Consider the following 24277-nt stretch of genomic DNA (forward strand, 5'->3'; position numbering starts at 1 on the left):
ACGATCCTGGCGGTTGGCGCCGGCGAGGAGCGGGCGGTGGTCAGGAATGGCGAGATCAAAATCGCCACGGTGATGTCAGTGACGCTGTCGACCGACCACCGAGCAGTCGATGGAGCGCTGGGTGCGGAACTGCTCGTGGCCTTCAAGCGGCTGATCGAGAACCCGATGGGCATGCTGGTCTAGCAATTCCAGGAAAAGGCGCAGCGGTTTTCCTGGAATTGCGCGCGTCGCCGGCCAGAGGCGTCAGTTGCAACGGATTGTCGAGTCGCGCCCGTCTCCGGGGCGCGGCCCTGCCAGTGCCCATCCAGATCACCAAGCTGTCAGCGGTTAAATTAAACCAATCCGATGGCTATGCTTGAAGCCGCCGCTATTTCATTCCACATCGGTCAGCATGAAGGACGAGACACGAGAGTGGCGTCGGAATTTGCTATGGGGCTTGTCCGCATCGCTGGTCCTGCATGCGCTCATCGCAGCGCTCCTGGTCTACAGCCTGCCGAGGCCTCCCCAACAGCCGCAGCAGGAGCAACCGGTAAACATCGCGATCGTCCCTCCGCCCGATCAGCCCAAACCGAAACCTGCCCCTGCGCCGTCGCCAAAGGAAAAGCCGCCGGAACCGAAGGTTGAAAAACCGCCCGAGCAGAAGGTTGAAAAGCCGCCTCCGCCGGAACAGCAGCCGCGCAAGCCCTCGCCAATCGAGGTGCTGAAACCTGTTTTTCAGTTCGGCGCCAAGGACACCGGCCCCAGGAAATCCCTGGACGGGACCAGCGCTCAGGACAACTCGCCGTCGCCAGCCGAGGATTCGAAGCCGCCTGTCGCGCCGAAGGATGCAGAGAACAAATCCGCCGCGTCGGCAGCCCCCGAAGAGCGGGCAGATTCAGCCAAGGCCAGCGAGACGCCGATAACCGCGCCGAAGGATGCTGAGCCCGCACAGGAGAAGCAGGCAACTTCAACCCAGGACCCAGCTAAACAGCAGGCAGACAAACAAGAGACGGAAGCACACGATGCCGACAAGCAGATAGCGACGGCACCAACGCCGTTGGCTGCCGCTGGCGGCGACGGCGAGATCGAGCTTCCCACATCGGCGGAAGCCCCTACGCCCAAACCCGCAGACGCGCCGAAGCCCAATCCGGCAAAGGTTTCGAAGTCCCGAAGCGGGAGCGCCGGGAGGCCAAGTTCCAAGGACGCAGCCGTTGCTGCATCGCCGAGTTACTCGGGTCTTCCGGGTGTTCGCAGCCTCTATTCGCAGGGCGCGACCGGTGATGCGCTGGCCATGACCGCAATGGATGGTATGCCTCGCGGTCAGCGTGCTGCCAGACTTTGCGCCAGCGCGTTGGACCAGCAATTGGTGGACGCCTCTTATTTTCCCGACTTGATCCCAAGTGTTCCGCTGAAGGCCGGCAATATTCTCGACGCCCCGGATGTCGCTTTCCGCACACCTACAAAATGGTACCATCTGAGCTTCCGGTGCGAGGTCGACCCCGATGCGACGAGGGTCTTGTCCTTCACCTTCCGTGTCGGGCCTGCGATCCCGCCCGAAGAATGGACCCGCCTTGGACTGCCTAACCGGTAACGGATCAGGCCGGCACACCGAGCCCGGATAGTTGCCGGCTAACTTCCTGCCAGTCGGCGCAGACGAAGTCGGCTCCGGCCGCTTTCAGTCGCGCGCCGTGCTCGGCATAGGTGTGGCCGCCACCGGTGTAGCCGATCGCCGTCATGCCGGCGGCGACCGCGCCCTGGATGCCGAAGGGCGAATCCTCGATGACGATGCAATCGGCCGGGTTGGCGCCCATTCTTGCCGCGGCGAACAGGAAGATGTCCGGCGCAGGCTTGCCGTTCTTGACCATCGAGGAACTGTAGATCGCATCGCCGAAGAAGCGGGCCAGTCCGGTCACCGCGAGGCTGTGGTTTATGCGCTCGACCGAAGACGACGATGCCACGCAGCGATCGCCGGTGAGCGCCGTGAGAAAGGCGGAAATTCCGGACGTTGGTTTCAACTCCTCGGAAAACAGGACCTTGGTTTCCGCCCAGATGTCGCCGTCAGCCGCCGCCGGAAATTGATGGCCGGTCAATTCCTTGATCCTGACGATGATGTCCGACTGCTTCATGCCGATGCACTGGGCGATGATGCCGCCGTGGACACCGGGCATGCCGTGCTTTTCATAGACCCGCTTATAAGCTCGGGCCGCCAGCGGCTCGCTATCGACGAGAACGCCGTCGCAATCGAAAATGATAGGCCTTGGTCGCGCCACGCGCTTGTCTCCTCAAGTCAGATTCGCACATCGCTATCGGCAAAAAGTCAAATGTTCAATAGCGCGGTGGTTTGAGGCGTTTGAGAACGAAACCGGAGGGCGGTCAAAGCCGGCGCAACGCATCGCTGGCGCGAGAGGAGCCGAGCGCCCGTTGCATGGCTTGCCGTGACTGTGCGCGGTCCGGCGTGATCCAGTTCGGCTCGGCGCCGAGGAAGCGGTCGAGGAAAGCCACCGCATAGGCCGGCATCTCGGTCACGTTCTCGCGATAGGACCACCAGGTGCGCAGATCGTCGGCGCATTTGTCGATGCTGGGTGCTGAGCCGAACTCCTGCTCGTAGATGGCTGAAATCGCAGAGACGCAATAGTTGGTGTAGAGGAAGCCCTCCGGCCAGAAGCGGATGATCTCCAATGTGCTGGCATTCTGCTCTGTTTCGGTCAGTTCCGCGAGGCCGGAGATTTCCCTGGCCGGCGCCTGCTTTATCAGTTCGCGCAGCACGAGGCCGGCGGCAAAGACGATAAAGTCGGCGCGGTCGACTTCGGCGAAGCGCTTTTGCGCTTCCATGATCTCGACCCAGTCGAGAAAGGCCCGGGTAAGCTTCGCCTCGTCGATCTCGAAACGCACGCCGAACGTGTCCGAAACCACCTTGGCGCTGCCGCGGAAGGTGGCGCGGAACCAGCGCAACTGCCGCAACCTGTGGCGTAGGTCGGGCATAAGGGCCAGTTCGTCCCTGAAGGGTAGTTCCATTGCATGCATCCCGTTTGGTTACAGGCTAGCACAGCCGTGCCGCCGCAGAAATCGGCCGGCAGGCCTGTGGACGAGCTGATGCGGTCAATATCATACATATTGACATTCGTGGAAACAAATGTTCTCACTTTGCTGTTGTCGCGCATCGGTCCAAGGTGCGCTTCGACGAAGGCTTCGGGAGGAGAACCGAATGGCGATTTGGCAGTGGGGACTGCTTCTGCTGGTTATTGTGTGGGCGCTGCAGTCGCTCGGCGTCTGGCTGCAGATGCGGCACTATTCGGATGTCTTCCGCGGTGTCACCGACCAGTACAAGGATGGCTTCGTCGGAGCCGGCAATTTTCGCGGCCGGTTGGCCAAGGGGACCATCGCGCTCGTCGTGGTGACGCCCGACCTGATGGTGCGCCGCATGATGGTGATGAGCGGGCGATCCGTCTTCACGAAATTCAAGCGACATGAAGAATTCGAGGGTGTTCCCCTCGATCGACTCCGGTCCAACCCTGCGATCATGGGGGAGGGGGAACCCGGTGTGGCCGAGGCCGTGAAGCGGGCGATCGAACAGATCGACAAAGCACGGTCAGAGCCGGGGAAGAAGCCGGGCCTGTCCGGCTTGAATGTAGCAAGGGCTTAGTAGCAAGGACTTAGAGGACGCCGCGCACCGACTGGGCTCAACCGGCGGGCGGCATAAGGAGGAGAAATGTCTGTATTTTCGTTGTTGGCGCAGCATGCCGACATGGCCGTGCACAATCTGCATGTCGCGGGTGCCATGGTCTCGGATGCTGCTTTGCATGGCAAGCTCGCCGTCGAGCATGCTTCCGACCATCTCGTAGTTCTGGCGCAGGCGCAGACCGACAGCGCGCCGGTCACCGCCGATCAGCTGAAGGAACAGCTGAAAAACGTGCAGCAGGAGGAGCAGCTTGGCTGGCTGACTGCCATCGGCAAGTACTTCATCGGCATCTTCCAGAAGGGCGGCGAGGTTTTCGCCGGATTCGTCACCGGCATCATCCCGACCCTTGTCGTGCTGATGACGGCCTTCTACGCCGTCACCGAACTGGTCGGCGAAGAGCGTGTCCACGGCCTGGCGCGCGGCGCCGGCCGCATCGCGCTGACCCGCTATACCGTGCTGCCGCTGCTGGCTGTGTTCTTCCTCACCAACCCGATGGCCTACACCTTCGGCTCGTTCCTGGAAGAAAAGCACAAGCCTGCCTTCTACGACGCTGCCGTATCCTACGTGCACCCGCCGCTCGGCCTTTTCCCGCACATCAACCCTGGCGAATATTTCGTCTGGGGCGGCATGCTCGTGGCCTTGCTCGACCTTGAGAAGCGGGGCGTCGTCGTCGCCGGCTACCACGTCAAGGTGGCGATCTGGTACGCCATCGTCGGTCTGGTCGTCATCCTGCTCAAGGGCATGCTGACCGAGCGCATCACCGCCATAATGGCACGCCGCCAGGGCGTCGAGCTGTAAGGGCGGGGAGGACATCATGGCCAAGACATACAAAGCCGTAAAGATCTCCCGAGGCTCCACAGGTTGGGGCGGTCCGCTCGTCATCGAGCCGACCGAGCAGCGCAACAAGGTCGTCTCCGTCACCGGCGGCGGTATCCACCCGGTGGCGCAGCTGATTGCCGATATGACCGGCGCAGAGGCCGTCGACGGCTTCAAGGCACCGCCGATCGAAGGCGAGATGGCTGTCGTCGTCGTCGACTGCGGCGGCACCGCCCGGTGCGGCGTCTATCCGCGCAAGCGCATCCCGACCGTCAATCTGACGCCGGTCGGACAGGCTGGGCCGCTCGCCCAGTTCATCACGGAGGACATCTACGTTTCGGGCGTGAAGCCGGCCAACGTCACAATGGCGGACGGATCCGAGGCGGTCACCACTGCGGGGGGAGCAGCATCGATGAGTTCAAGCAACACCAAAGCGGCCGCGACGCAGCCGCTGCCGAGCGAAGGCGGGTTGATCGGCTTCATCAGCACGATCGGCCGCGCCATGGGCCGTGTGGTCGGCATCTTCTTCAATGCCGGCCGCCGCACGATCGACCAGGTGGTGCGCAACGTGCTGCCGTTCATGGCCTTCGTGACCATGCTCATCGGCCTGATCCTCTACACCGGCATCGGCGACGTGCTGGCGCAGCCGATGGGTCCGCTGGCCAACAACATCGTCGGCCTGCTGGTCATATCGGCCATCTGCGGCCTGCCGTTCCTGTCGCCCATCCTCGGGCCAGGCGCTGTCATCGCGCAGGTCATCGGTGTTGCCATCATCGGCCCGCAGATCGCCAACGGCACGATTTCGCCGGCAATGGCCCTGCCGGCGCTGTTTGCCTACAACACCCAGGTGGGCTGCGACTTCGTGCCCGTCGGCCTGGCGCTCGGTGAAGCCAAGCCGAAGACGATCGAAATCGGCGTGCCGGCGGTGCTCATCAGCCGCCAGATCATGGGCCCGGTCTCGGTGTTGATTGCCTGGGTCGTCAGCCTGATCGTGTTTTAAAGAGAGTAAGGAAATGAGGTTCGCCACATGACGGTTCTGTTGAGAACACGGGTCACTTCCATCGGGCCCGAAGTGGCGGACCTTGCCGAAGGGGGCGTGGTCATCCTGTTCGCGGATGGCTCGCCGCCGGAGCTTGCCGAAGTCTCCGTCCTGCACAAGACGGAGCAGGAACCAAGTGACGGGGCGCCTCCCAAGGGCGCTTCGATCACCGTCGGTCCGGTTTCAGCCGTTATAACAGCGGTTGGCTCCAGCGCCTGGAGCAAGGTGCTCGAAATGGGCCACGTCGTCATCTCGTTCAACGGCGCCACCGAGGCCGAGAGGCCGGGCGAGATCTGCGCATCGCAGGTCGATGCCCAAGCGCTCGTGGCCGCCCTGAAGACAGGCGCGATCATCACCATCGCAGCCTGACAGCTCGCGCCGCGACGTGTCTGGTCACGGCGCCAGAGCAATTCCAGGAAAAGTGTGAAAAGGTTTTCCGTCCGGAATCGCGTCAAAACAAAGAGTTAGAGCAGTTCGACGTTCCCTTGAAACGCCGAAATTGCTCTGGAAAAGCAGAGTATTTGCCATGGAACGCTCGACCATCGTCAGAGTGCATGAAGGTTTGCACGCCCGTCCCGCCACGCGGTTCGTCAAGCTCGCCAAGGGTTTCGAATCCGATGTCGAACTGGTCAAGGACGGCAAGGCGGTCAGCGCCAAGAGTTCGGTCAAGCTGATGCTGCTGGCGGTCAAGGAAAACCAGGAAGTCACCGTGCGGGCGAACGGCGCCGACGCCATCGAAGCCATCGAGGCGCTGATCGGTTATCTCGAGAACCCCAAGGCGGGTCTTGACGATGAAGCAGAAACGCAGAGCCCGGCGAATGATGCCGGACAGGAAGCGGCACCCGCGCCAGCGCCCCAATCCGTATCTCCCGCACCCAGCCAAGCGAACGGCTTGCGCGGTGTCGCGGCAAGCGAGGGCGTCGCGATCGGCCCGGCCTTCGCGCATTTCCCGCCGGAGATCGCCGGGCAGGGCCGCATGCTGCAGACCGACGAGATCGCCGGCGAGATCGACAGGTTCCGCGCCGCCGTCGCCGCCGTCCAGGCGCGTATGGACCGGGCCCTGGCGCAGGACAGCCTGTCGGCCGGCGACCGAGGCATCGTCGCGGCGCTTCGCGACATCGCCGCCGACGACAGCCTGACCGGCGAGGCCGAGAAGGCGATCAAGGGCGGTAATGACGCGGTCTCGGCCGTTATCACCGCCGCCTCCACCATCGCCGCCGATTTCAGCGCCGTCGACGATCACTATCTCAATGCGCGGGCGAACGATGTCCATGCGGTCGGACGGCAGATCTGCCTGGTGCTGCTCGGGCAGGACGATGTCAGCCTGGAAAACATCCCCGAGGGCGCCATTCTCATCGCCGACGACATCGGCGCCTGGGACCTGGCGCGCGCTCCCTTGAAACGCATCGGCGGCGTGGTGTGCGGCCATGGCGGCGCCACCTCGCATATCGCCATCATCGCCCGCTCACACGGCATCCCGGCGGTGCTGGGCCTTGGCGACCAGGTCAATGCCTTGCGTTCGGCACATGAAGTGGCGCTCGACGGCAACACCGGGCATGTGATCATCGATCCCGACGCGGCGGCGCGCGCCGACTTCGCCGCCCGCGTCGAAGCGGCTGCAAAGGAGCGTGCCGGCCTGACCGCCTTCAAGACGGTGACGCCGAAACGCGCCGACGGAAGGGTTATCGAGGTCGCGGCCAATATCGGCTCGCTCGAGGAAATCGAGGCGGCGCAGGAGGCCGGCGCCATGGGTGTCGGCCTGTTCCGCACCGAGCTTCTGTTCATGCGCCATATGCACCTGCCCTCGGAAGACATGCAGGCCGAAACCTATGCGGCGCTGGCCAAGGCGTTCGCGCCCTATCCGGTCATCGTGCGCACGCTCGATATCGGCGGCGACAAGCCGATCGCCGGCATCGAATTTCCCGACGAGGAAAACCCTTTCCTCGGCTGGCGCGGCATCCGCATGTGCCTCGACCGGCCCGATATCTTCAAGCGCCAGCTCAGGGCGCTGCTGCGGGCAGCCGTGCATGGCAACGTCAAGGTGATGTTGCCGATGGTCGCCGACATTGACGAGGTGAGGCGGACAAGGGTGCTGGTCGATGAATGCGCCGCCGAACTGAAGGCGGAAGGCGTGCCATATGCGACGTTCGATCTCGGCGTGATGATCGAGACCCCGGCGGCGGTGCTGATCGCGCCGGCGCTGGCCAAGGAGGTGGCTTTCTTCTCGATCGGCACCAATGACCTGACCCAATATATCATGGCCGCCGACCGGCTCAACCCGACAGTGGCGAAGCTCAACGACATCACCAATCCGGCTGTCATGTCGGCGATCGAGTTGACGGCAAAAGCCGGTATTTCGGCAGGCATCATGGTGGGCATGTGCGGCGAGGCGGCGGGCCGGCCCGATCTGATCCCGGCCTTCATCAAGATGGGCCTGACCGAGCTTTCGATGAGCCCGGCCTCGATCCAGCGCGCCAAGAAAACGATCACTGCCATGGTGGCCGGGGAATAGAGTTCCGGAACCGCTGCTGGAGCTTACGGCAAGTGGGCAAGCAAGGTGGCGAAGACAGGTGTCAGTTCCTCGACCGGGTTTGCCTTGGCGCAGGCCTGGACGATGCGGTCGTGGCGGATATCGGCGGCCAGGATCGCGATCTCCAGCATGTCCGGCTCCGGCGCGCCGTCGCGGCCGGTTGTCGCCAGGCCGCAGGCCAGAACGACCGGCGCCAGGCAGCTGATCTCGAGTGCCCGGCCGCCGACCGCAGCCGTTTCCGGCGCGGCTTCGCCAAAGTGGACCGGATGCTGGTTGAGCAACGCGACCAGCAGCGCAGCGCAGGTCGATGCAATTGCTTGCAGTCCCGCACCCGGGGCGGCCAGGGCGGTCAACAGATCGCCATGGCGTTTGCGCATGGCGGCGTGGGCAGCGGCAAAATCGGCTTCATGGATGCGGGCATGGTCTATTTTCAACCCGGCGAGCACCGCCTTGGTCAGATAGTACATATCGCGCCGGAACATGCGCTCGGCGCCCAGCTGCCGCTCTTCGTTCCCGGCCGGGAAATAGGTGCCAAGGCCCTTTACGGTCGTGCCGTCCACATTGATCGGACGCTCATGCGGGACAAAGGATTCGGCGATCGACAGCGCTTCGTCGAAGGCACTCGCGGCATGGCTGAGCAGGCCTTCGATGCCCTTGCCCGGAAACGGCGGCAAATGGCTGGTGGCCTCGCGCAGGATGCTGGCGTCGCCGCTGCCGTCATGACGGCTCTGGCGGATGATGTCGCGGACTTCCCGCAACCGGTCCTTCAGGTTGACGCGGACGTCTTCGGAGATTTGGCGCAACATCGCGGTTTGCCTCGAAAGTGCAGTGGAGAGCCGCCAGCAAGGGCCGGCCACACACTCTACATTGTTCCTATCGATTGGTAGATCAATAGGCGATAGTAGACCAGCATGCAGAATCGGCGACGGCGCATGCGCCCGGTGCCGCGCGGGAGGGTTCATTTGGGCAGGCGACGACAAACCGACGAGGGGCGGGCAGGGGCCGAAGCGACCGAGCAGGTCGTCAATGAAAGCCGGACGGATCGCCTCAGGATTCGGGCCGCCTGGATGTATTTCGTCGAGCAGATGACGCAGAACGAGATCGCCGACGTACTCGGCGTCGGCCGCGTCACCATCGTGCGCATGCTGGCGGAGGCGCGCTTGCGCAACGAGGTGAAGATCACCATCGAGAGCGAATTGTCGGAGATCGTACGGCTGGAGCGCGCGCTGGAGCGCACGTTCGGCCTGCAGCAGGCGCTGGTGGCGCCGCTCACTGCCCCCAATGCCGATCCGATCCCCGCGATCAGCGCTAGGACCGGCATTTTCCTGTCCGATGCGATGAAGTCCGGCATGCGCGTCGGCGTCGGCTGGGGCCGGACATTGTTGTCAAGCCTGCCGTTCATCAGCGCCAAATCGCTTGCCGATTTCAAGGTCATTTCGCTGCTGGGCGGCGTCGGCGTCGCGCGGCGTTACAACCCGGCGGAGTTCGCCTGGCGTTTCGCCCAGGTCTTCCAGGGCGACGGCTACCTGATACCCACGCCCGCCGTCGTCGACAGTGTCGAAACCAAGATCGCGCTTGTCGAACGATGCGGCCTGCAGGAAATCTTCGAAATGGCCGATGCGCTCGACGCCGTGCTGCTCTCGATCGGCGGCATTGCTTCGGCGACCACCTTCTATCGCGGCGGCTTCCTGAAGGAGGCCGAGCGCGAGGCGCTGGTGTCGCGCGGGGCTGTCGGCGATCTCCTGTTCCATTTCTTCGACCGCAATGGTGACCTGGTCGATCATCCGATCAACAGCCTGGTGATGTCGGTGGATGTCGACCGGCTGCGCAAGGCGCCGATCCGTATCCTGACCTCCGGCGGCGAGGAGAAGATCGAAGCTCTGCTCGGCGCCATGAACCTGATCGCACCGACGATCCTGATTACCGATGAGGAAAGCGCGCGGCGCATGCTCGAGGCGGTCAGCGAAAGCTGAGGAGCCGAGGTGCAGTCCAGCCAGGCCCAGCTGTGCTGTCTGGATTCGTTAACCCCAGTTTTCGCGGTGCACGCATTGCTCCCGTCATGTGCATCGGCTATCCGACCTCTCGGACAGATGAAGCAAACGGAGCCCGGCATGACGAACAAGACGATCCTTAAATTTGGCGCGGTGGAGCACGCGGACGCTGGCGATCTACCCGGCTGGATCGTGGTCGAAGGCAGACCGACCATGCAAACCGCCGTCCAGCACACGACAGAGGACGGCAAGGTGATGTCGGGAACCTGGCGGGCGACGCCCGGCACATATCATGCGACCTATACCGACTATGAGTTCGTGCATATGATCGCCGGCCGCATCATCATCACCCCCGACGGCGGCACGCCGGTCGAGGTCGGCCCCGGCGACGCCTTCGTCGTGGAGGCCGATTTCAAGGGTACCTGGAAGATCATCGAGCCGGTGACCAAGCATTTCGTGGTTAGGGTCGGCTGAGGCGGCCCGATCGCATTCGAGACATGAAGAAGCCCGTCATGGTTTGCCATGGCGGGCTTTTTCTTTGCCTCATTCGTTTCGAGAGGTTGCTTCGGTACCCCCGTTCAACGACCGGATGCTCGCGTTGAAGCCAAGTCTGACTCCTGGTCGCGTTCAGTAGGTTGATTACGCTTCCTCCGTTTCCGTGGTTCAGGAAGAACGGACTGCATTCGGAGGCCGCGAGCAGACATGAGGATGCGCCGCCGCGGCGGACCACCTTACGCAACAAGTAAACGCTCGGTCGAGCGATCCTAGCAAGTCAACTGAAGGGACTATGGCGCTGGTTGTTGGGGCCATGAGACCGATCTGTCGACCTGCTTTGTCTCAACTCCTAAACAGGGCTCTAAGCTTGGCAAAGACGCCGTCATTCATGGCGGCTCGCACACCAAGTGCGACCCATCCGGCCTTCATCGTCGCACCGACATGACAATGGCAAACGATGCGATGCAATTGCCAGTTGGACAGTTCAAAAAAACGCCGCGCCGCGCCATAGGTGTCGTCTTCAAGGCCCTGCGCCCGCAGGATCGGATCTTCGAACGCAATGCTGATCGGCGATGCCAGGCAATGCGCTTCGTTGCGCTCCCTGGCACTCATGTATTCGGTGCCGGGAAGCGCGCTCAGGCATCGTTCCGGTTGGCGCTCGAGGAGATTTGCCCAGCGCTCCAGGCGCTGTCTGCGCGTCATTGTTGGAAATTCCGCGTTCACCTCTGCGATAACGTTCAGTTGTTCGAGTGTCTGGTGTTTCATGGTCAAGCTCCTGTTGAGCCAGATTGTCCTCATTTTCCGAGATAACGACAGGCCCGGTCGCCATCGCCACGCTTCTGAACCCCGCTTTCTCGCCAAAGTTCCATGGTGTCGATAAATTGAATGTCGCTGCGGCCAGGTCTGGGGGATTCCCTTGGCACGAAAGGCTGTCGACGCCTGGATCATCGCGCCACAAGTTCTGGAGCGGCGGGGCTCAACTGACTCTCCTGCGACAGCTGGAGGCAAAATTCAGTGATCGCCGTTCGGTTCGTTGGCCGCTGCTGAATCGCCGTTGGGATCAGGCAAAGCTCGCCTTGTTGGCGAGACCGAGGTTTTCCGCGAAACGAAACCCATCATGCGGAAATGTCGGGTGAGTGGTCCTGATTGCCGTCTTCCGAGGAGTTTCTTGACGAGCATAGCTCGCCGACTGACGGCAGAATTCGCCGTACCAACTCGCGGAAAAGTACGGCAGCACTTAACAAGCAGCTGAAATTGCATGGTGATCCCGACAGGAATCGAACCTGTGACCTACAGATTAGGAATCTGCCGCTCTATCCTACTGAGCTACGGGACCACGCGGCCCGACACATAGCCGCTTCGGACCGTTTCGCCAAGAGGCCGGCCGAAGGCAATTCGGCCGGCACCCGCAGGCCAGCCGTCAGGCGGCCAGCGCCGTTTCCGCCAGCTTCACCCAGTAGCTCATGCCGTGCGGGATGGCTTCGTCGTTGAAGTCGTAGGCCGGGTTGTGGAGGCCGGCCGTGTCGCCATTGCCGATGAAGATGAAGGCGCCGGGCCGGGCTTCCAGCATGTAGGAGAAATCCTCGCCGCCCATTACCGGCTGGATGCCCCGGTGGACATGGGCGTCGCCCGCCACGTCGGCCGCAACGTCGCTGGCGAAGACGGTCTCTTCCGCGTGGTTGAACGTCACCGGGTAGTTAGCATCGTAGTCGACTTCGATCCTGGCGCCGAAGGCGGTCGCCAGTCCCTCGCAGATGGCACGGATGCGCTCTTCCGACTTCCTGGCGACCTCCTTGCGCAAGGTGCGCACGGTGCCGGCGATCTCGGCCGATTCGGGGATGATGTTGTAGGCGTCGCCGGCATGGAACTTGGTCACCGAGACAACCACGGCTTCGACTGGATCGGTGCTGCGCGAGGCGATCGTCTGCAGCGCGCCGACCAACTGGCTGGCGATGACGATCGGATCGATCGTGCCATGCGGCATCGCGGCATGACCGCCCCGGCCCTTCACGGTGATGGTGAATTCGGCCGTCGCCGCCATGATCGGGCCTGGGCGGATGGCGAACTGTCCGACAGGCAGGCCCGGCATGTTGTGCATGCCGAACACCCTGGAGATGTCGAAGCGCTCCATCATGCCGTCCTTGACCATCTCGTGGCCGCCGCCGCCGCCTTCCTCCGCCGGCTGGAAGATCACCGCCACCGAGCCGGCGAAATTGCGTGTCTCGGCAAGGTATTTCGCGGCACCGAGCAGCATCGCGGTATGGCCGTCATGGCCGCAGGCATGCATCTTGCCGGGAACGGTCGAAGCGTAGGGTTTGCCCGGTATCTCGTTGAGCGGGAGCGCATCCATGTCGGCGCGCAGGCCGATTGTGGTGCCTTCGCCCTGACGGCCGCGGATGATGCCGACGACGCCGGTCTTGCCAAGGCCGGTCACCACGTCGTCGCAACCGAACTCCTTCAGCTTTTCGGCGACGAAGGCCGCCGTCTTGAAGACATCGAAGTTCAGCTCTGGCGTCTGGTGCAGATGCCGGCGCCAGCCGGCAACTTCGTCCTGCATTTCGGCGGCGCGGTTCAGGATTGGCATGATGGTTCCATTTCGTTGTTGGAGCGGCCGGTTTCAGCCGGGTATTTTGCAATTGTGCCCGGTGTTCTGCAATTGTGATTGTCAGGCACTTTGCCATGTTGGCGTCACATAGGGTAAATAGCACCGCGACGATGCGGTCCGTTTTTGAGGGGCGGACCCATTATGCTGGCGGTCACGTAACGAAATCTTACGGAGCCAGGGGCAATCAGGGCAAGAGGCGATTTCGGATTAGATCATGCGGCACAGGCATTTCCTCAGACTATTCTCGGCCGGCGCAATCGTGCTGTCGGTCCTGGCCGGGCCGGCGCTGGCCAATCCGGTGGTTGTCTTCGACCTGAAAAGCGGCCAGATCCTGCAGCAGCAGGATGCGTTCAAGCGCTGGTATCCGGCCTCGCTCAGCAAGCTGATGACCGCTTACGTGACCTTCCGGGCGATCGCGGCCGGTGAAGTCCAGCTTGATTCGCCGATCAAGGTGACGAAACATTCCGCCGCCGAGCCGCCGAGCAAGATGGGCTTCAAGCCGGGTTCGGTGATGCGGCTCGACAATGCGCTGAAGATGATGCTGGTCAAGTCGGCCAACGACATCGCCATGGCTGTCGGCGAGAATGTCGGCGGCTCGCAAGCCGCCTTCGCCGAACGCATGAACGCCGAAGCGGCCCGGCTCGGTATGAACGGCACCCATTTCGTCAATCCGAACGGCCTCTACTCGCCCGACCAGTACACGACGGCGCGCGACCTTTCGATCCTGGTGATGGCGATCCGCCGCGAGTTTCCGCAATATGCGCCGTGGTTCTCTATCGAGGGGCTTGCGGTCGGCAAGAAGGCGATCCCGAACTACAATCTCCTGATCGGCCGCTATCCCGGCGCCGATGGCATGAAGACAGGCTTTGTCTGCTCTTCCGGATTCAACATGATCGGCTCGGCGACCCGCAACGGCCGCACGCTGGTGGCGGTTGTGCTCGGCGAGAAATCGGCGGTCAGCCGTGCCCAAGCCGCGGCCAGGCTGCTCGACCAGGGTTTTGACACGCCGGACGCCGGCTCTACGACAATCACGACGCTGGCGCCTTACGGCGACACCGTCTCTCCCAACGACATGCATGACGAGATCTGCAAGAAGAGGAAGCGGGAGGAGCAGTCCGAGGCGCCGCCAGCGGCCGCCAAGGACGGGTCGAAATCGCCTTATCGGGAGAAGCTCGATCATGTGCCGACGCTGGTTGCCGTCGGCCTCGGCGGCGCCACCGGTCCGGCACCGAAGGCGATGCTCGACGAGGGCGAGCAGCAGTATGCCGACGTGCCGATCCCAAGCTGGCGGCCTGACATGCCGGTGCCGGCCGGCGCCGGTCCGACCATGGCGGGTTCGGCTGCCCAGGGCGACCAGCCGGTCAAAGCCGCGAATTAGCCAATGAGCGGCTTCCCCGTTCCCGTCTCGGTGCTGACCGGCTTCCTCGGCGCCGGCAAGACGACGCTGCTCAACCGGCTCCTGAAGGATCCGGCGCTGGCCGACACGGCGGTCATCATCAATGAATATGGCGAGGTGGCGATCGACCATCTGCTGGTGGAGCAGGCGTCCGACGGCATCATCCAGCTTTCGGACGGCTGCCTGTGCTGCACGGTGCGCGGCGAACTGGTCGACACGCTGGCCGACCTGGTCGACCGGCTGCAGACCGGCCGCATCGCCCGGCTCGCGCGCGTCATCGTCGAGACCACGGGGCTTGCCGATCCGGCGCCGGTGCTGCAGTCGATCATGGCGCATCCGGCGCTGGTCCAGGCCTTCCGGCTCGACGGCGTCATCACTTTGGTCGATGCCGTCAATGGCAATGCCACACTCGACGCCCATGTCGAGGCGGTCAAGCAGGTCGCGGTCGCCGACCGCATCGTCTTGAGCAAGGCCGAGCTGGCGACCGATCCCGCCGACCTCGACAGGTTGCGGGCACGCCTGTGGCAGATCAACCCGGGTGCCGAACTGCTTGATGCCGCCGATACCGGGACAGGCGTCGCGGCGCTGTTTGACTGCGGCCTTTACAATCCCGCCACCAAATCCGCCGACGTGCGGCGCTGGCTCGGCGAGGAGGCGGCGCACGATCACGACCATCACCACCATGGCGACCATGATCACGGTCATGGTCATGATCATGGTCACCATCATGGCCACCGGCACGATCAGCGCGTGCGCTCCTACTCGCTGGTGCATGACGGTCCGGTGCCATTCTCGGCGATCGAGATGTTCCTCGACCTTTTGCGTTCCGCGCATGGCGAGCGCCTGCTGCGCATGAAGGGGGTCATCGAACTCAAGGAAGATCCGTCGCGGCCGCTGGTCGTACATGGCGTGCAGAAAATCCTGCATCCGCCGGCGCGGCTGCCTTCCTGGCCGGACGGCCAGCGTGGCACGCGGCTGGTGCTGATCACGCTCGACATGCCGGAAGACTATGTGCGCCGGCTGTTCGCCGCCTTCACCAACCAGCCATCGATCGACACGCCCGACCGCGCGGCGTTGGAAAACAATCCGCTGGCGATCGCCGGGCGGTAACGCTTTCGGGTCCAATCAATTCTCGTAACGTCGCGCCGCGCCTCATCCGGCTGCCGCCACCTTCTCCGCGTATAGTGACGGGGAGAAGGGAGATGGCCGCAACGCCGGTGCTTCTACAACGCTGGCGGTTGGCGAAGCGGTCGGCGGCAGCGTCTTTTTCCCCGTTACTCTACGGGAGAAATGCCCGGCGGGGTAATGAGGGGCAGCGCCAACCCAGCAGAAAGCGCTCTCAGATCGTCTCGCCGCGCTCGACCAGAAAGCGGTGGCCTCCGGAAATGGCTGAAGTCTCGATCAGTTGATGGCCGCTATCGGCGCAGAATGCCGGGATGTCGATGACAGCCAGCGGATCGGTGGTTTCAAGCCAGAGCCGGCCGCCCGGCTGCATCCCAGCCAGACGCTTTTTCGCTTTCAACACGGGCAGGGGGCAGTTCAGCCCCTTGAGGTCGTAGATGGCTGTCACTTCGGCCAAGGTGACAACCTCAGCCGCCGAACATGCCGAGCAGCTTGTTCTTCAGCTTGGTAACCCGGCTCTCCTCGGCGCTCGCCGCCTGCGTTTCGGCCGGTGGCGCCTGGGTGGGGGCGGCGATGGTCGCCGTGGCGACAGGGGCTTGCTTGGCGGCTTCCTTTGCAGCCACAGCTTGCGCCTTGGCGGCTTCCTTTTCGGCCAGAGCCTGTGCCTTAGCGGCTTCCTTGGCTTGCTTGGCGGCCTCTATGGCGGCCAGCCTCTGTTCCTCGGCCTTCTGCTTGGCGGCTTTTTCGGCATCAAGTGCCGCCATCTTGCGGCCAGCGGGCGAATCGATGCGGCCCATGCGGGTCGTCTCGGTCACCGAGCCGTCGGCGTTGAGTGACGGCGGGTCGATCGGCACGCGCTCGCCGCGCGCCCGGCGCTTGGACCAGTCGGAGACGATGCTGGCTTCCTTGACGCCGGCGATGGTCGGCTTGGGGGCGGGCGTACTGGATTTCAGCGCGCTGCCGAATGCCGCGTCATAGCTTTTCTCATAATCGGCGTAGGCCGTCTTGAGAGAATCCGGCTGCGACATCGCCGGGCAGGGGCCGGTTGGATTGAAGGTCGTGCCTTCGGGGGCGACCTGGTTGAAGACATAGCGTTTCTCGCAGACATCAACCTTCGGCGGCACCTTGGTGATCTCGAAATTGTCGTAGCCGACCTTCAGCATCTTCCAGAATTCATAGTTCGGGTCGTTGCGGTAGCGCGCCATGTTGGCGGCGGTCATGCGGAACGGGTAGGCCTGAACCTGGAATTCGGTCTGGCCACCCTGGAAGGCGTCGCGGCCGAAGGCATAGATCTGCTCGATCTGCGCGTCCGTCATCGAATAGCAGCCCGACGACGAACAGGCGCCGTGCACCATCAGATTCTGGCCAGTGCGGCCGTTGGCGCGGTCATAGGCGTTGGGAAAGCCGATGTTGAAGGACAGATGGTAGTTCGAGCGCGGATTCATCTGCGCCGGACGGACCGTGTAGAAGCCTTCCGGCGCCTGGCGGTCGCCTTCGGTGTATTTCGGTCCGAGCTTGCCCGACCATTTGCAGATGTCGTAGCTCGCCACCATGTCGTAGCGGCCGTTGGTCTTGGCCTTCCAGATCTCCAGCTTGCCCTCTTCCTTGAAGATACGCGCCATCACCGAAGAGGTGCGCACCATGCCCTTGGCCCTCATGTCGGCCAGGATCTTGTCGGGCAGCGGCTTGTTGGCCTCAGGCGCAAAATCCTTCATCGACGAATCATTGCAGCCGGCGATGGCTATCGAGGCGGCGAGGACTCCAGTGCGGGCGAGCTTGGCAAACATGGATAGGGCTATGTCTTTTTTCCTCGGGCCAATGGCTTCGCACAGCCAAGCCCGCATGCTGAACATCGACGGACCGTAAGCCCGTTAACCTTGAAAATTCCTTACCGCAAGCTTCGACCAACCCCTCACGGCAATTTCATTGAACCGAATCCGGCGGCATTTTTGTGGCGAAAGCGCTCATTGCCGCCACATTGCGGTGGGCAGGCAGCTTCCGATGGCCTCTTTGCGCTGTCAGGCGGTCAGAGGCTGCGGCCCATCGCCAGGTATTTCTCGCGGCGCTGTTCGCGGAAATCGGTGTTGGCGCCGGCGAATTCCTTCATCGTCTTGGCGATGAGGTCGCCAGTCGCGGCAATCACCTTCTCGGGCGCACGCTGGGCGCCGCCCATCGGCTCGGGGATGATGGCGTCGATGATCTTCAGTTCCAAAAGATCCTGCGCGGTGATCTTCATGTTGGTCGCCGCGTCCTTGGAGCGCGTGGTGTCGCGCCACAGGATCGAAGCCGCACCCTCCGGCGAAATCACCGAATAGATGGCATGTTCGAGCATATAGACGCGATTGGCGGTGGCGATGGCGATGGCGCCGCCCGAGCCGCCTTCGCCGATGACCACGGAGATCGAAGGTACCTTGAGCGCAAGGCAGGCCGAGGTCGAGCGGGCAATGGCTTCGGCCTGGCCGCGCTCTTCGGCACCGACGCCGGGATAGGCGCCCGCGGTGTCGACCAGCGTCAGGAGCGGAATCTTGAAGCGGTCGGCAAGCTCCATCAGCCGCACGGCCTTGCGATAACCCTCGGGGCGCACAGAACCGAAATTGTGCTTCAGGCGGCTTGTCGTGTCCGAACCCTTTTCCTGGCCGATGATCGCCACCGGCTCGCCGCGGAAACGGGCGAAACCGCCGACGATCGCCTGGTCCTCGCCGAAATTGCGGTCGCCGGCGAGCGGCGTGAAGTCACTGAACAGGCCCTTGATGTAGTCGACGCAATGCGGCCTGTCGGAGTGGCGCGCCACCTGCACCTTCTGCCACGGCGTCAGCGCCTTGTAGAGATCGCGCAAGGCATCGCGCGACCGCTTTTCCAACCGGGTGATCTCATCGGCGACATCGACCGCCTCGCCGTTCTCGGCAAGCTTCTTCAGCTCGAGGATCTTGAGCTCAAGATCCTGCACCGGCTTTTCGAAATCGAGGTAATTGTACATGCTTGAGCGGACCGATACGTCGGAAGGCAAGGACCGCGGAACCGTTGAAACCAAGGCCCCGGGCAGTGAAATGTCGTCCTCACATAGCGATATGAGGCCTAGTCGGCAAGCGGGTGATGATCGTTGACCAGCCGCACCAGTCGCTCTTCCAGCACATGGGTGTAAATCTGTGTCGTCGATATGTCGGCATGGCCAAGCAGCTGTTGCACAGCCCTGAGGTCGGCGCCGTTCTGCAGGAGATGGCTGGCGAAAGCATGGCGCAGCACATGCGGCGATATCTTGGCCGAGGCGATGCCGGCGCGCGCCGCCAGCCCCTTGAGGTCGCGGGCAAAGACCTGGCGCGAGAGATAGCCGCTGTCGGATGCTGCCGGAAACAGGAACGGGCTTTCGACGAAGGCGGGCACCCCGGCCCGGGCGGCAAGCCAGGCACGCATTGCGGTGCGCGCCTTGCCCGACAGCGGCACCATGCGCTCCTTGTCGCCCTTGCCGCGCACTATGAAGAAACGGTCGTCCCGCTGCGCCACCGTTACAGGCAAGCCGACAAGCTCGGAAACGCGCAGTCCGGTGGCGTAGAGCACTTCGACCAAGGCATGCAGGCGCAGCGCCGCCAGCCTGTCACCATGGCCGAGCGCGGCATCGCCGGCCTCGAGTGCTGCGCGGTCGATCAGGCGGCCGGTCTCGGCCTCGCTCATCGTCTTGGGCAGCGGGCGGCCCTTTTTCGGGCTGTCCAGCGTGCCGGTCGGGTCGTCGCCGCGCAGACCCTCGGCATAGAGGAACTTGAAGAACTGACGGATCGCGGACAGTTTGCGCGCCTGCGATGTTGGCGCGAAGCCGCGCGCGGCGATCTCGTCGAGATAGGCGCGGATATCGGCCGCGGCCGCACCGGCGAGCCCGCCATCGATTTCGGTCGAAGCGTCCTCGAGGTCGCGGCGGTAGGAGGAAAGCGTATTCTCGGCAGCGCCGCGCTCGGCGCTCATCATTTCCAGGAAGGCTTCGATGCGGGCGGCGCTGTTCATTTCCTTCAGGCGGTTCCGAGATCGGTTTCTTCTTGGAGCTCAGTTTTTCCTGGAGCTCAGTTTTTCCGGGGATTCAGCTTTTCCTGGGGGATGCGCACGCTCATCTCCGCTTTTTTCGGCTCGACGAACATCACAAGCGCGAACATCGTACCATAGGCAATGCCGGCCAGAATCGCGAGGGTCACGACAAAGCGAAACAATGTCGGCATCAATTTTCGCTCGTCTTCTTGTTCTGCGTTTCCAAACCCTGTGCCCTTATGGGACGCCAATCCGGCCAATTCAAGAACAAGCGGAGGCCTGTTCGCAACTTCTGATGCGTCCGTCTGCCCATATCGGGCTCAGGGCACTCGGCGCTTGACGCAAACCGGCTTTTCATGTCGATACGCCGGCAAAGAGGGCCCAAGAAACGCCGATGAACGCACAGGCAAATCCTCCAGGCGAGACCCATGCCGCGCTGCTTGGCCAGTTGGGCAACCGGTCCATCGTGTTTGTCGGGCTGATGGGCGCCGGCAAGACGGCGATCGGCCGCAAGGTGGCGACGATGCTGGCGTTGCCGTTCATGGACAGCGACCATGAGATCGAAAGCGTTTCGCGCATGACCGTCCCTGAACTATTCGAGCGCTACGGCGAGACCGAGTTCAGGGCCCTGGAGCAGCGTGTCATCCTGCGCGTGCTGGAGAACGGCCCGCAGGTTCTGTCCACCGGTGGCGGCGCCTACATGAACGCGCAGACGCGCGAGGCCATCGCCGCCCGTGGCGTGTCGGTGTGGCTGAAAGCGGAGCTCGACCTTCTGATGGACCGTGTTTCCAAGAAGCAGAACCGGCCGCTCCTGAAAAGCGCCGATCCGCGCGCCGTGCTGGAGCGACTGATGGGGGAGCGCTATCCGGTCTATGCGACATCGGATGTCACCGTGCCCACCCGCGACGACCGCAAGGAGGTCATCGCGGCCGAGGTGGTGGAGGCGCTGTGCCGGCATTTCGGCATCGATGCGATCGTCGCGACGGGCGAGGTCGAATCATGAGCGCGGATCAGCCAGTCACCGTCGAAGTCGGGCTCGGCGACCGGGCCTACGACATATTGATCGGCTCCGGCCTGCTTTCGCGCGCCGGCACCGAGATCGCGCGCCGCCTGCCGGGCACGCGCGCCGCTGTCGTTACCGACGAGAATGTCGCCGCCGCGCATCTCGATACGCTGAAGGCCGGGCTCGAGAAGGGCGGCATCCAGCCCGTTGTCATCACGATGCCGCCCGGCGAGAAGACCAAGAGCTTCGCCCATCTCGAGGAGGTGGTCGATGGCGTTCTGGCCGCCAGGCTGGAGCGCGGCGACGTGGTCGTCGCGCTTGGCGGCGGCGTCATCGGCGATCTCACCGGTTTTGCCGCCGGCATTGTGCGGCGCGGCATGAATTTCGTGCAGATCCCGACCTCGCTGCTGGCGCAGGTCGATTCCTCGGTCGGCGGCAAGACCGGCATCAACAGCCCGCGCGGCAAGAATCTTGTCGGCGTCTTCCTCCAGCCCAAGCTGGTGCTGGCCGACACCGAAACGCTCGACACGCTGCCGGTCCGCGAATTCCGCGCCGGCTATGCCGAGCTTGCCAAATACGGGCTGATCGACCGGCCGGAATTCTTCGCCTGGCTGGAAGCGAACTGGGCCAAGGTGTTCGCCGGCGGTCCGGAGAGGGCGCAGGCGATTGCCGAGGCCTGCCGCGCCAAGGCCGATGTCGTCGCCCGCGACGAGTTCGAGACCGGTGACCGGGCGCTGCTCAACCTCGGCCACACGTTCGGCCATGCGCTGGAGGCCGCCACGCAGTATGACGGAACCCGCCTTGTCCATGGTGAAGGCGTCGCCATTGGCATGGCGCTGGCGCATCGGTTCTCGTCGCGGCTCAACCTGGCGAGCCCCGATGACGCGGCGCGCGTCGAGACGCATCTGCGCGCCGTCGGCCTGCCGTGGCGGATGGCCGACATTCCGGGCGACTTGCCCAATGCCGAGGCGCTGCTTGCCTTCATCACCCAGGACAAGAAGGTGTCGCGGGGCGCGCTAACCTTCATCCTGACGCGCGGCATCGGCCAGGCCTTCATCGCCAAGGACGTGCCGGCTTCGGAAGTGCTGTCATTCCTCAGGGAAAACCATCCGGTCAGCAGGAAGGCCGGCTGAGATGGAGACCGGCTGGATCGTTGCCGCTGTCCTTGCCGTCCTCGTCCTGTTGGCCCTTGCGTTGCGCAAGAGCCTGCTGGCCGTGCTCGGCTATGAGTTGTCGCGCATCGAGCCGCAGCGCTCGAGTGAGGCCGAATTGCGCGGCGCGGTCGATGATTTCCGCCGCGACGGCCAGGTTGTGCGCGAGGATCGCGACCGCGTGGGCGGCCTGTTCGATCTCGCAGAGCTCGAAGTCTCCGACATCATGGTGCATCGCACCAACATGCGCTCGGTCAATGCCGACAATGCGCCGGAAGCGGTGGTGCGCGAGATCCTGCAAAGCCCGCACACCCGCATGCCTTTGTGGAAAGGCTCGCTCGACAACATTGTAGGTGTGCTGCACGCCAAGGATCTGCTGCGTGCGCTGAACGAAGTCGGCAATGATTTTTCGCAAATCGACGTGATGAAGATCGCCTCGAAACCGTGGTTCGTGCCCGACACCACGACCTTGCAGGAACAGCTCAACGCCTTCCTGCGCCGCAAGGCGCATTTCGCCGTCGTCGTCGACGAGTATGGCGAGGTCGAGGGACTGGTGACGCTGGAAGATATCATCGAGGAGATCGTCGGCGAGATCGCCGACGAGCACGATGTCGACATCCAGGGTGTCAAGCAGGAGGCCGACGGCTCGGTCGTCGTCGACGGCACGGTGCCGATCCGCGACCTTAACCGGGCGCTCGACTGGAACCTGCCGGACGAGGAGGCGACCACGATTGCCGGCCTAGTCATCCACGAGACGCAATCTATCCCCGAGGAAAAGCAGGCTTTCACCTTCCACGGCAAGCGCTTCATCGTCATGAAGCGCGACAAGAACCGGATCGCAAGGCTCAGAATCAGACCCGCGGCCGACGCTTAGACCAGGATTGTCGGATTAGGATCATGCTTACGCTCAGCAGTCCTTGGTCCAGCGTTCGCTGAGCGTCGCCCCCGTTTCGGCGTCGATCGCCACCAGGCTGACTTCGTAACCCCAGAGATTTCGGATGTGGCGAAGGGTTGCGTCGCGGCTTTCATTCTCGAGCATGATGCCATTCTTCACCTTGTGCTGCAGCCGCAAATGCCTGTCCCCGAGCAGGGCCACGTCCACGACCTGGATATCCGGCCGGCTTGCACCCAAATCATAGCTCTGGGCCAGCGCGGCCCTTATCCTGTTGTAGCCGCGCTCGTTGTGGATCGAAGCGACCTCGTAGTGCGGTTGGTCGGCTCCGTCGCCCAGCACGAAGAACCGCCATTTCCGGATCAGGGTCGGACTGAGATATTGGCGGATGAAGGATTCGTCGCGGTGATTGGCCCAGGCGTCGAGCAAGGTTTCAAGCCAGTCGCCACGGCCGGCAATGTCGGGGAACCAATCGCGATCCTCCGCTGTGGGTTCGGTCGAGATGCGCTGGATGTCCTGCATCATGTCCAGACCCAGAGCATAGGGATTAATGCCGGAAAACCGCGGGTCGTCGAAGGACGGCTGGAAGATCACATTCGAATGGTTGCGCAGGATTTCGAGCATGGCGCCTTCGCTGATGCGGCCACGGTCGAAAAGCGTGTTCATGAGCGTGTAGTGCACGAAGGTGGCGCAACCCTCGTTCATCACCTGGGTTTGCCGCTGCGGATAAAAATACTGGGCAATGACGCGGACGATCCTGACAATCTCACGCTGCCAGGGCTCAAGGACAAGGCTGGTTTTCTCAAGGAAATAAAGCAGGTTTTCCTCCGGCAGATGGAGCGATTTCTTCCGCTCCGACACGCCGTCTTCGCTGGTTTCGGTCTTGTCGTCCTCTTGCGAAGGAGGCAGCGTACGCCACAAATCGTTGTAGGAGCGTTCCTCGTATTCGAGGCGCTCTCGAAGCTCTTCGCGCTGCTGTTCCCCTGACGGCTTCGGTGGCCGATGATATCGGAAGACGCCCTGGTCCATCAACGCGTGGGCGGAATCGAGGATCGCCTCCACGGCGGCGAGGCCATGTCGTTCCTCGCATCGGGAGATATAGCTCTTGGCGAAGTTCAGATAGCTCAGAATCCCCCCTGCGTCCGTCCATTGCCGGAAGAGATGATTGTTCTTGAAGAAGTGATTGTGTCCAAGCGCGGCATGGGCCGTCACCAGGGCCTGCAACGCCATGGTGTTTTCCTCCATGAGGTAGACGATGCAGGGATTCGAGTTGATGACCAATTCATAGGCCAGCCCACGTCTGCCTTTGCGGTAGAGAAGCTCGTTGTAGAGGAAATGCTTGCCGAACGACCAATGCTGATACATCAGCGGCATACCTACCGAGGAATAGGCGTCGAGCATCTGCTCGGAGGAAATGACCTCCATCTGCACGGGGTAAACGTCTAGGCGAAGCTCTTCCATCCCAAGCGCTTCGATCTCGTCGTAGACCCGCGACAGTTTCTTGAAGTCCCAGTCCGCCCCGGAAAAGAGCAATTCGGATTTGCGCGCTGGAGTGCCCATCCGCCTTG

At 63.0% G+C, this 24277-nt stretch carries 25 protein-coding genes and 1 tRNA gene; 14 read left to right on the forward strand and 12 right to left on the reverse strand.

The annotated features are described in order from the left end of the window. Both FJ938_RS04730 and FJ938_RS04735 read left to right on the forward strand, forming a co-directional pair. Window positions 1-183, forward strand: a 183-nt coding sequence (locus FJ938_RS04730) for a 2-oxo acid dehydrogenase subunit E2 (protein ID WP_181169006.1), incomplete at its 5' end; no start/stop codon positions are given. Between the two features lie 208 nt (window positions 184-391). Continuing rightward, a complete protein-coding gene (locus FJ938_RS04735; RefSeq protein ID WP_140692065.1) occupies window positions 392-1570 on the forward strand; it encodes a DUF930 domain-containing protein in 1179 nt (392 codons plus the stop codon). Between the two features lie 4 nt (window positions 1571-1574). Here the strand turns inward: FJ938_RS04735 and FJ938_RS04740 are convergent, their stop codons facing one another. Together FJ938_RS04740 and FJ938_RS04745 are read right to left on the reverse strand one after the other, a co-directional pair. After that, entirely contained in the window at window positions 1575-2249 is a 675-nt protein-coding gene (locus tag FJ938_RS04740; protein ID WP_140691614.1) for an HAD family phosphatase, read from the reverse strand. A 103-nt stretch (window positions 2250-2352) separates the two neighbouring features. After that, window positions 2353-2994: a hypothetical protein gene (locus FJ938_RS04745; RefSeq protein ID WP_140691617.1), complete on the reverse strand. Its 642-nt coding sequence runs from the start codon at window positions 2992-2994 to the stop codon at window positions 2353-2355. Between the two features lie 190 nt (window positions 2995-3184). On the opposite strand from FJ938_RS04745, the gene FJ938_RS04750 reads away from it, so the two are divergent. The 5 genes from FJ938_RS04750 (at window position 3185) to ptsP (ending at window position 8025) form a co-directional block, all read left to right on the forward strand. After that, the gene (locus tag FJ938_RS04750) at window positions 3185-3622 is read left to right on the forward strand and encodes a transcriptional regulator GutM (RefSeq protein ID WP_140691619.1); all 438 of its coding nucleotides are present in this window, start codon (window positions 3185-3187) and stop codon (window positions 3620-3622) included. 66 nt (window positions 3623-3688) lie between these two features. Continuing rightward, window positions 3689-4456, forward strand: coding sequence for a PTS glucitol/sorbitol transporter subunit IIC (locus tag FJ938_RS04755; RefSeq protein WP_140608745.1), 768 nt, complete (start codon window positions 3689-3691; stop codon window positions 4454-4456). Window positions 4457-4472: 16 nt separating this feature from the next. Next, window positions 4473-5474, forward strand: coding sequence for a PTS glucitol/sorbitol transporter subunit IIB (locus FJ938_RS04760; protein ID WP_140691622.1), 1002 nt, complete (start codon window positions 4473-4475; stop codon window positions 5472-5474). Window positions 5475-5501: 27 nt separating this feature from the next. Further along, window positions 5502-5882 (forward strand): PTS glucitol/sorbitol transporter subunit IIA, encoded by a 381-nt coding sequence (locus FJ938_RS04765; protein WP_140691625.1) that lies wholly within the window; start codon window positions 5502-5504, stop codon window positions 5880-5882. A 157-nt stretch (window positions 5883-6039) separates the two neighbouring features. Continuing rightward, a complete protein-coding gene (gene ptsP / locus FJ938_RS04770) occupies window positions 6040-8025 on the forward strand; it encodes a phosphoenolpyruvate--protein phosphotransferase (RefSeq protein WP_140691628.1) in 1986 nt (661 codons plus the stop codon). 23 nt (window positions 8026-8048) lie between these two features. Here ptsP and FJ938_RS04775 read toward each other — a convergent pair whose 3' ends face one another. Beyond that, complete coding sequence (locus FJ938_RS04775) at window positions 8049-8849, reverse strand: hypothetical protein (RefSeq protein ID WP_140691631.1); 801 nt, start codon at window positions 8847-8849, stop codon at window positions 8049-8051. A gap of 156 nt (window positions 8850-9005) precedes the next feature. Between FJ938_RS04775 and FJ938_RS04780 the strand changes: the two genes are divergently transcribed. Next, the gene (locus tag FJ938_RS04780; RefSeq protein ID WP_140691633.1) at window positions 9006-10016 is read left to right on the forward strand and encodes a sugar-binding transcriptional regulator; all 1011 of its coding nucleotides are present in this window, start codon (window positions 9006-9008) and stop codon (window positions 10014-10016) included. A 138-nt stretch (window positions 10017-10154) separates the two neighbouring features. After that, window positions 10155-10508, forward strand: coding sequence for a cupin domain-containing protein (locus FJ938_RS04785; protein WP_140691636.1), 354 nt, complete (start codon window positions 10155-10157; stop codon window positions 10506-10508). A gap of 363 nt (window positions 10509-10871) precedes the next feature. Here FJ938_RS04785 and FJ938_RS04790 read toward each other — a convergent pair whose 3' ends face one another. From FJ938_RS04790 to FJ938_RS04800, 3 genes are all read right to left on the reverse strand, one after another. Beyond that, window positions 10872-11294, reverse strand: coding sequence for a hypothetical protein (locus FJ938_RS04790; protein WP_140608731.1), 423 nt, complete (start codon window positions 11292-11294; stop codon window positions 10872-10874). Window positions 11295-11788: 494 nt separating this feature from the next. Further along, window positions 11789-11865 (reverse strand) — tRNA-Arg (locus FJ938_RS04795). Between the two features lie 84 nt (window positions 11866-11949). Then, window positions 11950-13113, reverse strand: a complete 1164-nt coding sequence (locus tag FJ938_RS04800; protein WP_140691639.1) for a M20 aminoacylase family protein — start codon at window positions 13111-13113, stop codon at window positions 11950-11952. Between the two features lie 235 nt (window positions 13114-13348). Here FJ938_RS04800 and FJ938_RS04805 point away from each other — a divergent pair, with 235 nt between their 5' ends. Continuing rightward, a complete protein-coding gene (locus FJ938_RS04805; RefSeq protein WP_140691642.1) occupies window positions 13349-14512 on the forward strand; it encodes a D-alanyl-D-alanine carboxypeptidase family protein in 1164 nt (387 codons plus the stop codon). 3 nt (window positions 14513-14515) lie between these two features. After that, a complete protein-coding gene (locus tag FJ938_RS04810) occupies window positions 14516-15640 on the forward strand; it encodes a GTP-binding protein (protein ID WP_140691645.1) in 1125 nt (374 codons plus the stop codon). Between the two features lie 229 nt (window positions 15641-15869). Here FJ938_RS04810 and FJ938_RS04815 read toward each other — a convergent pair whose 3' ends face one another. The 5 genes from FJ938_RS04815 to FJ938_RS04835 form a co-directional block, all read right to left on the reverse strand. Further along, window positions 15870-16109, reverse strand: a complete 240-nt coding sequence (locus FJ938_RS04815; RefSeq protein WP_140608705.1) for a sulfurtransferase TusA family protein — start codon at window positions 16107-16109, stop codon at window positions 15870-15872. A gap of 10 nt (window positions 16110-16119) precedes the next feature. Further along, on the reverse strand, window positions 16120-17439 hold the full coding sequence (locus FJ938_RS04820; RefSeq protein WP_140691648.1) for a murein L,D-transpeptidase family protein: 1320 nt from the start codon (window positions 17437-17439) through the stop codon (window positions 16120-16122). 239 nt (window positions 17440-17678) lie between these two features. Then, window positions 17679-18629, reverse strand: a complete 951-nt coding sequence (locus FJ938_RS04825) for an acetyl-CoA carboxylase carboxyltransferase subunit alpha (protein ID WP_140608701.1) — start codon at window positions 18627-18629, stop codon at window positions 17679-17681. Between the two features lie 98 nt (window positions 18630-18727). Next, entirely contained in the window at window positions 18728-19645 is a 918-nt protein-coding gene (locus FJ938_RS04830) for a site-specific tyrosine recombinase XerD (RefSeq protein ID WP_140608699.1), read from the reverse strand. Between the two features lie 56 nt (window positions 19646-19701). Further along, on the reverse strand, window positions 19702-19854 hold the full coding sequence (locus tag FJ938_RS04835; RefSeq protein ID WP_140608908.1) for a histidine kinase: 153 nt from the start codon (window positions 19852-19854) through the stop codon (window positions 19702-19704). A gap of 203 nt (window positions 19855-20057) precedes the next feature. On the opposite strand from FJ938_RS04835, the gene FJ938_RS04840 reads away from it, so the two are divergent. Genes FJ938_RS04840 through FJ938_RS04850 form a run of 3 tightly spaced genes read left to right on the forward strand, consistent with a single transcriptional unit; the run spans window position 20058 to window position 22691 of the window. Next, window positions 20058-20666, forward strand: coding sequence for a shikimate kinase (locus FJ938_RS04840; RefSeq protein WP_140608697.1), 609 nt, complete (start codon window positions 20058-20060; stop codon window positions 20664-20666). Beyond that, a complete protein-coding gene (aroB, locus tag FJ938_RS04845) occupies window positions 20663-21799 on the forward strand; it encodes a 3-dehydroquinate synthase (RefSeq protein ID WP_140608695.1) in 1137 nt (378 codons plus the stop codon). Before FJ938_RS04840 ends, aroB begins: the two co-directional genes overlap by 4 nt. A gap of 1 nt (window position 21800) precedes the next feature. Next, window positions 21801-22691 carry an HlyC/CorC family transporter gene (locus FJ938_RS04850; protein WP_140608693.1) on the forward strand — a complete coding sequence of 297 codons (891 nt, stop codon included), beginning with the start codon at window positions 21801-21803 and terminating at the stop codon, window positions 22689-22691. Between the two features lie 33 nt (window positions 22692-22724). Here the strand turns inward: FJ938_RS04850 and FJ938_RS04855 are convergent, their stop codons facing one another. Beyond that, on the reverse strand, window positions 22725-24269 hold the full coding sequence (locus FJ938_RS04855) for a SpoVR family protein (RefSeq protein ID WP_140691651.1): 1545 nt from the start codon (window positions 24267-24269) through the stop codon (window positions 22725-22727). Window positions 24270-24277: the final 8 nt, after the last annotated feature.

Source organism: Mesorhizobium sp. B2-4-14 (assembly GCF_006442155.1).
Lineage (GTDB): Bacteria > Pseudomonadota > Alphaproteobacteria > Rhizobiales > Rhizobiaceae > Mesorhizobium.

Coding starts and splice junctions, on each gene's coding strand:
- FJ938_RS04825 (WP_140608701.1), bottom strand. CDS start 18,629: ATGTACAATTACCTCGATTTCGAAAAGCCGGTGCAGGATCTTGAGCTC.
- FJ938_RS04790 (WP_140608731.1), bottom strand. CDS start 11,294: ATGAAACACCAGACACTCGAACAACTGAACGTTATCGCAGAGGTGAAC.
- FJ938_RS04765 (WP_140691625.1), top strand. CDS start 5,502: ATGACGGTTCTGTTGAGAACACGGGTCACTTCCATCGGGCCCGAAGTG.
- FJ938_RS04750 (WP_140691619.1), top strand. CDS start 3,185: ATGGCGATTTGGCAGTGGGGACTGCTTCTGCTGGTTATTGTGTGGGCG.
- FJ938_RS04810 (WP_140691645.1), top strand. CDS start 14,516: ATGAGCGGCTTCCCCGTTCCCGTCTCGGTGCTGACCGGCTTCCTCGGC.
- FJ938_RS04755 (WP_140608745.1), top strand. CDS start 3,689: ATGTCTGTATTTTCGTTGTTGGCGCAGCATGCCGACATGGCCGTGCAC.
- FJ938_RS04830 (WP_140608699.1), bottom strand. CDS start 19,645: ATGAACAGCGCCGCCCGCATCGAAGCCTTCCTGGAAATGATGAGCGCC.
- FJ938_RS04840 (WP_140608697.1), top strand. CDS start 20,058: ATGAACGCACAGGCAAATCCTCCAGGCGAGACCCATGCCGCGCTGCTT.
- FJ938_RS04735 (WP_140692065.1), top strand. CDS start 392: ATGAAGGACGAGACACGAGAGTGGCGTCGGAATTTGCTATGGGGCTTG.
- FJ938_RS04785 (WP_140691636.1), top strand. CDS start 10,155: ATGACGAACAAGACGATCCTTAAATTTGGCGCGGTGGAGCACGCGGAC.
- aroB (WP_140608695.1), top strand. CDS start 20,663: ATGAGCGCGGATCAGCCAGTCACCGTCGAAGTCGGGCTCGGCGACCGG.
- FJ938_RS04745 (WP_140691617.1), bottom strand. CDS start 2,994: ATGGAACTACCCTTCAGGGACGAACTGGCCCTTATGCCCGACCTACGC.
- FJ938_RS04855 (WP_140691651.1), bottom strand. CDS start 24,269: ATGGGCACTCCAGCGCGCAAATCCGAATTGCTCTTTTCCGGGGCGGAC.
- FJ938_RS04820 (WP_140691648.1), bottom strand. CDS start 17,439: ATGTTTGCCAAGCTCGCCCGCACTGGAGTCCTCGCCGCCTCGATAGCC.
- FJ938_RS04805 (WP_140691642.1), top strand. CDS start 13,349: ATGCGGCACAGGCATTTCCTCAGACTATTCTCGGCCGGCGCAATCGTG.
- FJ938_RS04775 (WP_140691631.1), bottom strand. CDS start 8,849: ATGTTGCGCCAAATCTCCGAAGACGTCCGCGTCAACCTGAAGGACCGG.
- ptsP (WP_140691628.1), top strand. CDS start 6,040: ATGGAACGCTCGACCATCGTCAGAGTGCATGAAGGTTTGCACGCCCGT.
- FJ938_RS04760 (WP_140691622.1), top strand. CDS start 4,473: ATGGCCAAGACATACAAAGCCGTAAAGATCTCCCGAGGCTCCACAGGT.
- FJ938_RS04835 (WP_140608908.1), bottom strand. CDS start 19,854: ATGCCGACATTGTTTCGCTTTGTCGTGACCCTCGCGATTCTGGCCGGC.
- FJ938_RS04850 (WP_140608693.1), top strand. CDS start 21,801: ATGGAGACCGGCTGGATCGTTGCCGCTGTCCTTGCCGTCCTCGTCCTG.
- FJ938_RS04800 (WP_140691639.1), bottom strand. CDS start 13,113: ATGCCAATCCTGAACCGCGCCGCCGAAATGCAGGACGAAGTTGCCGGC.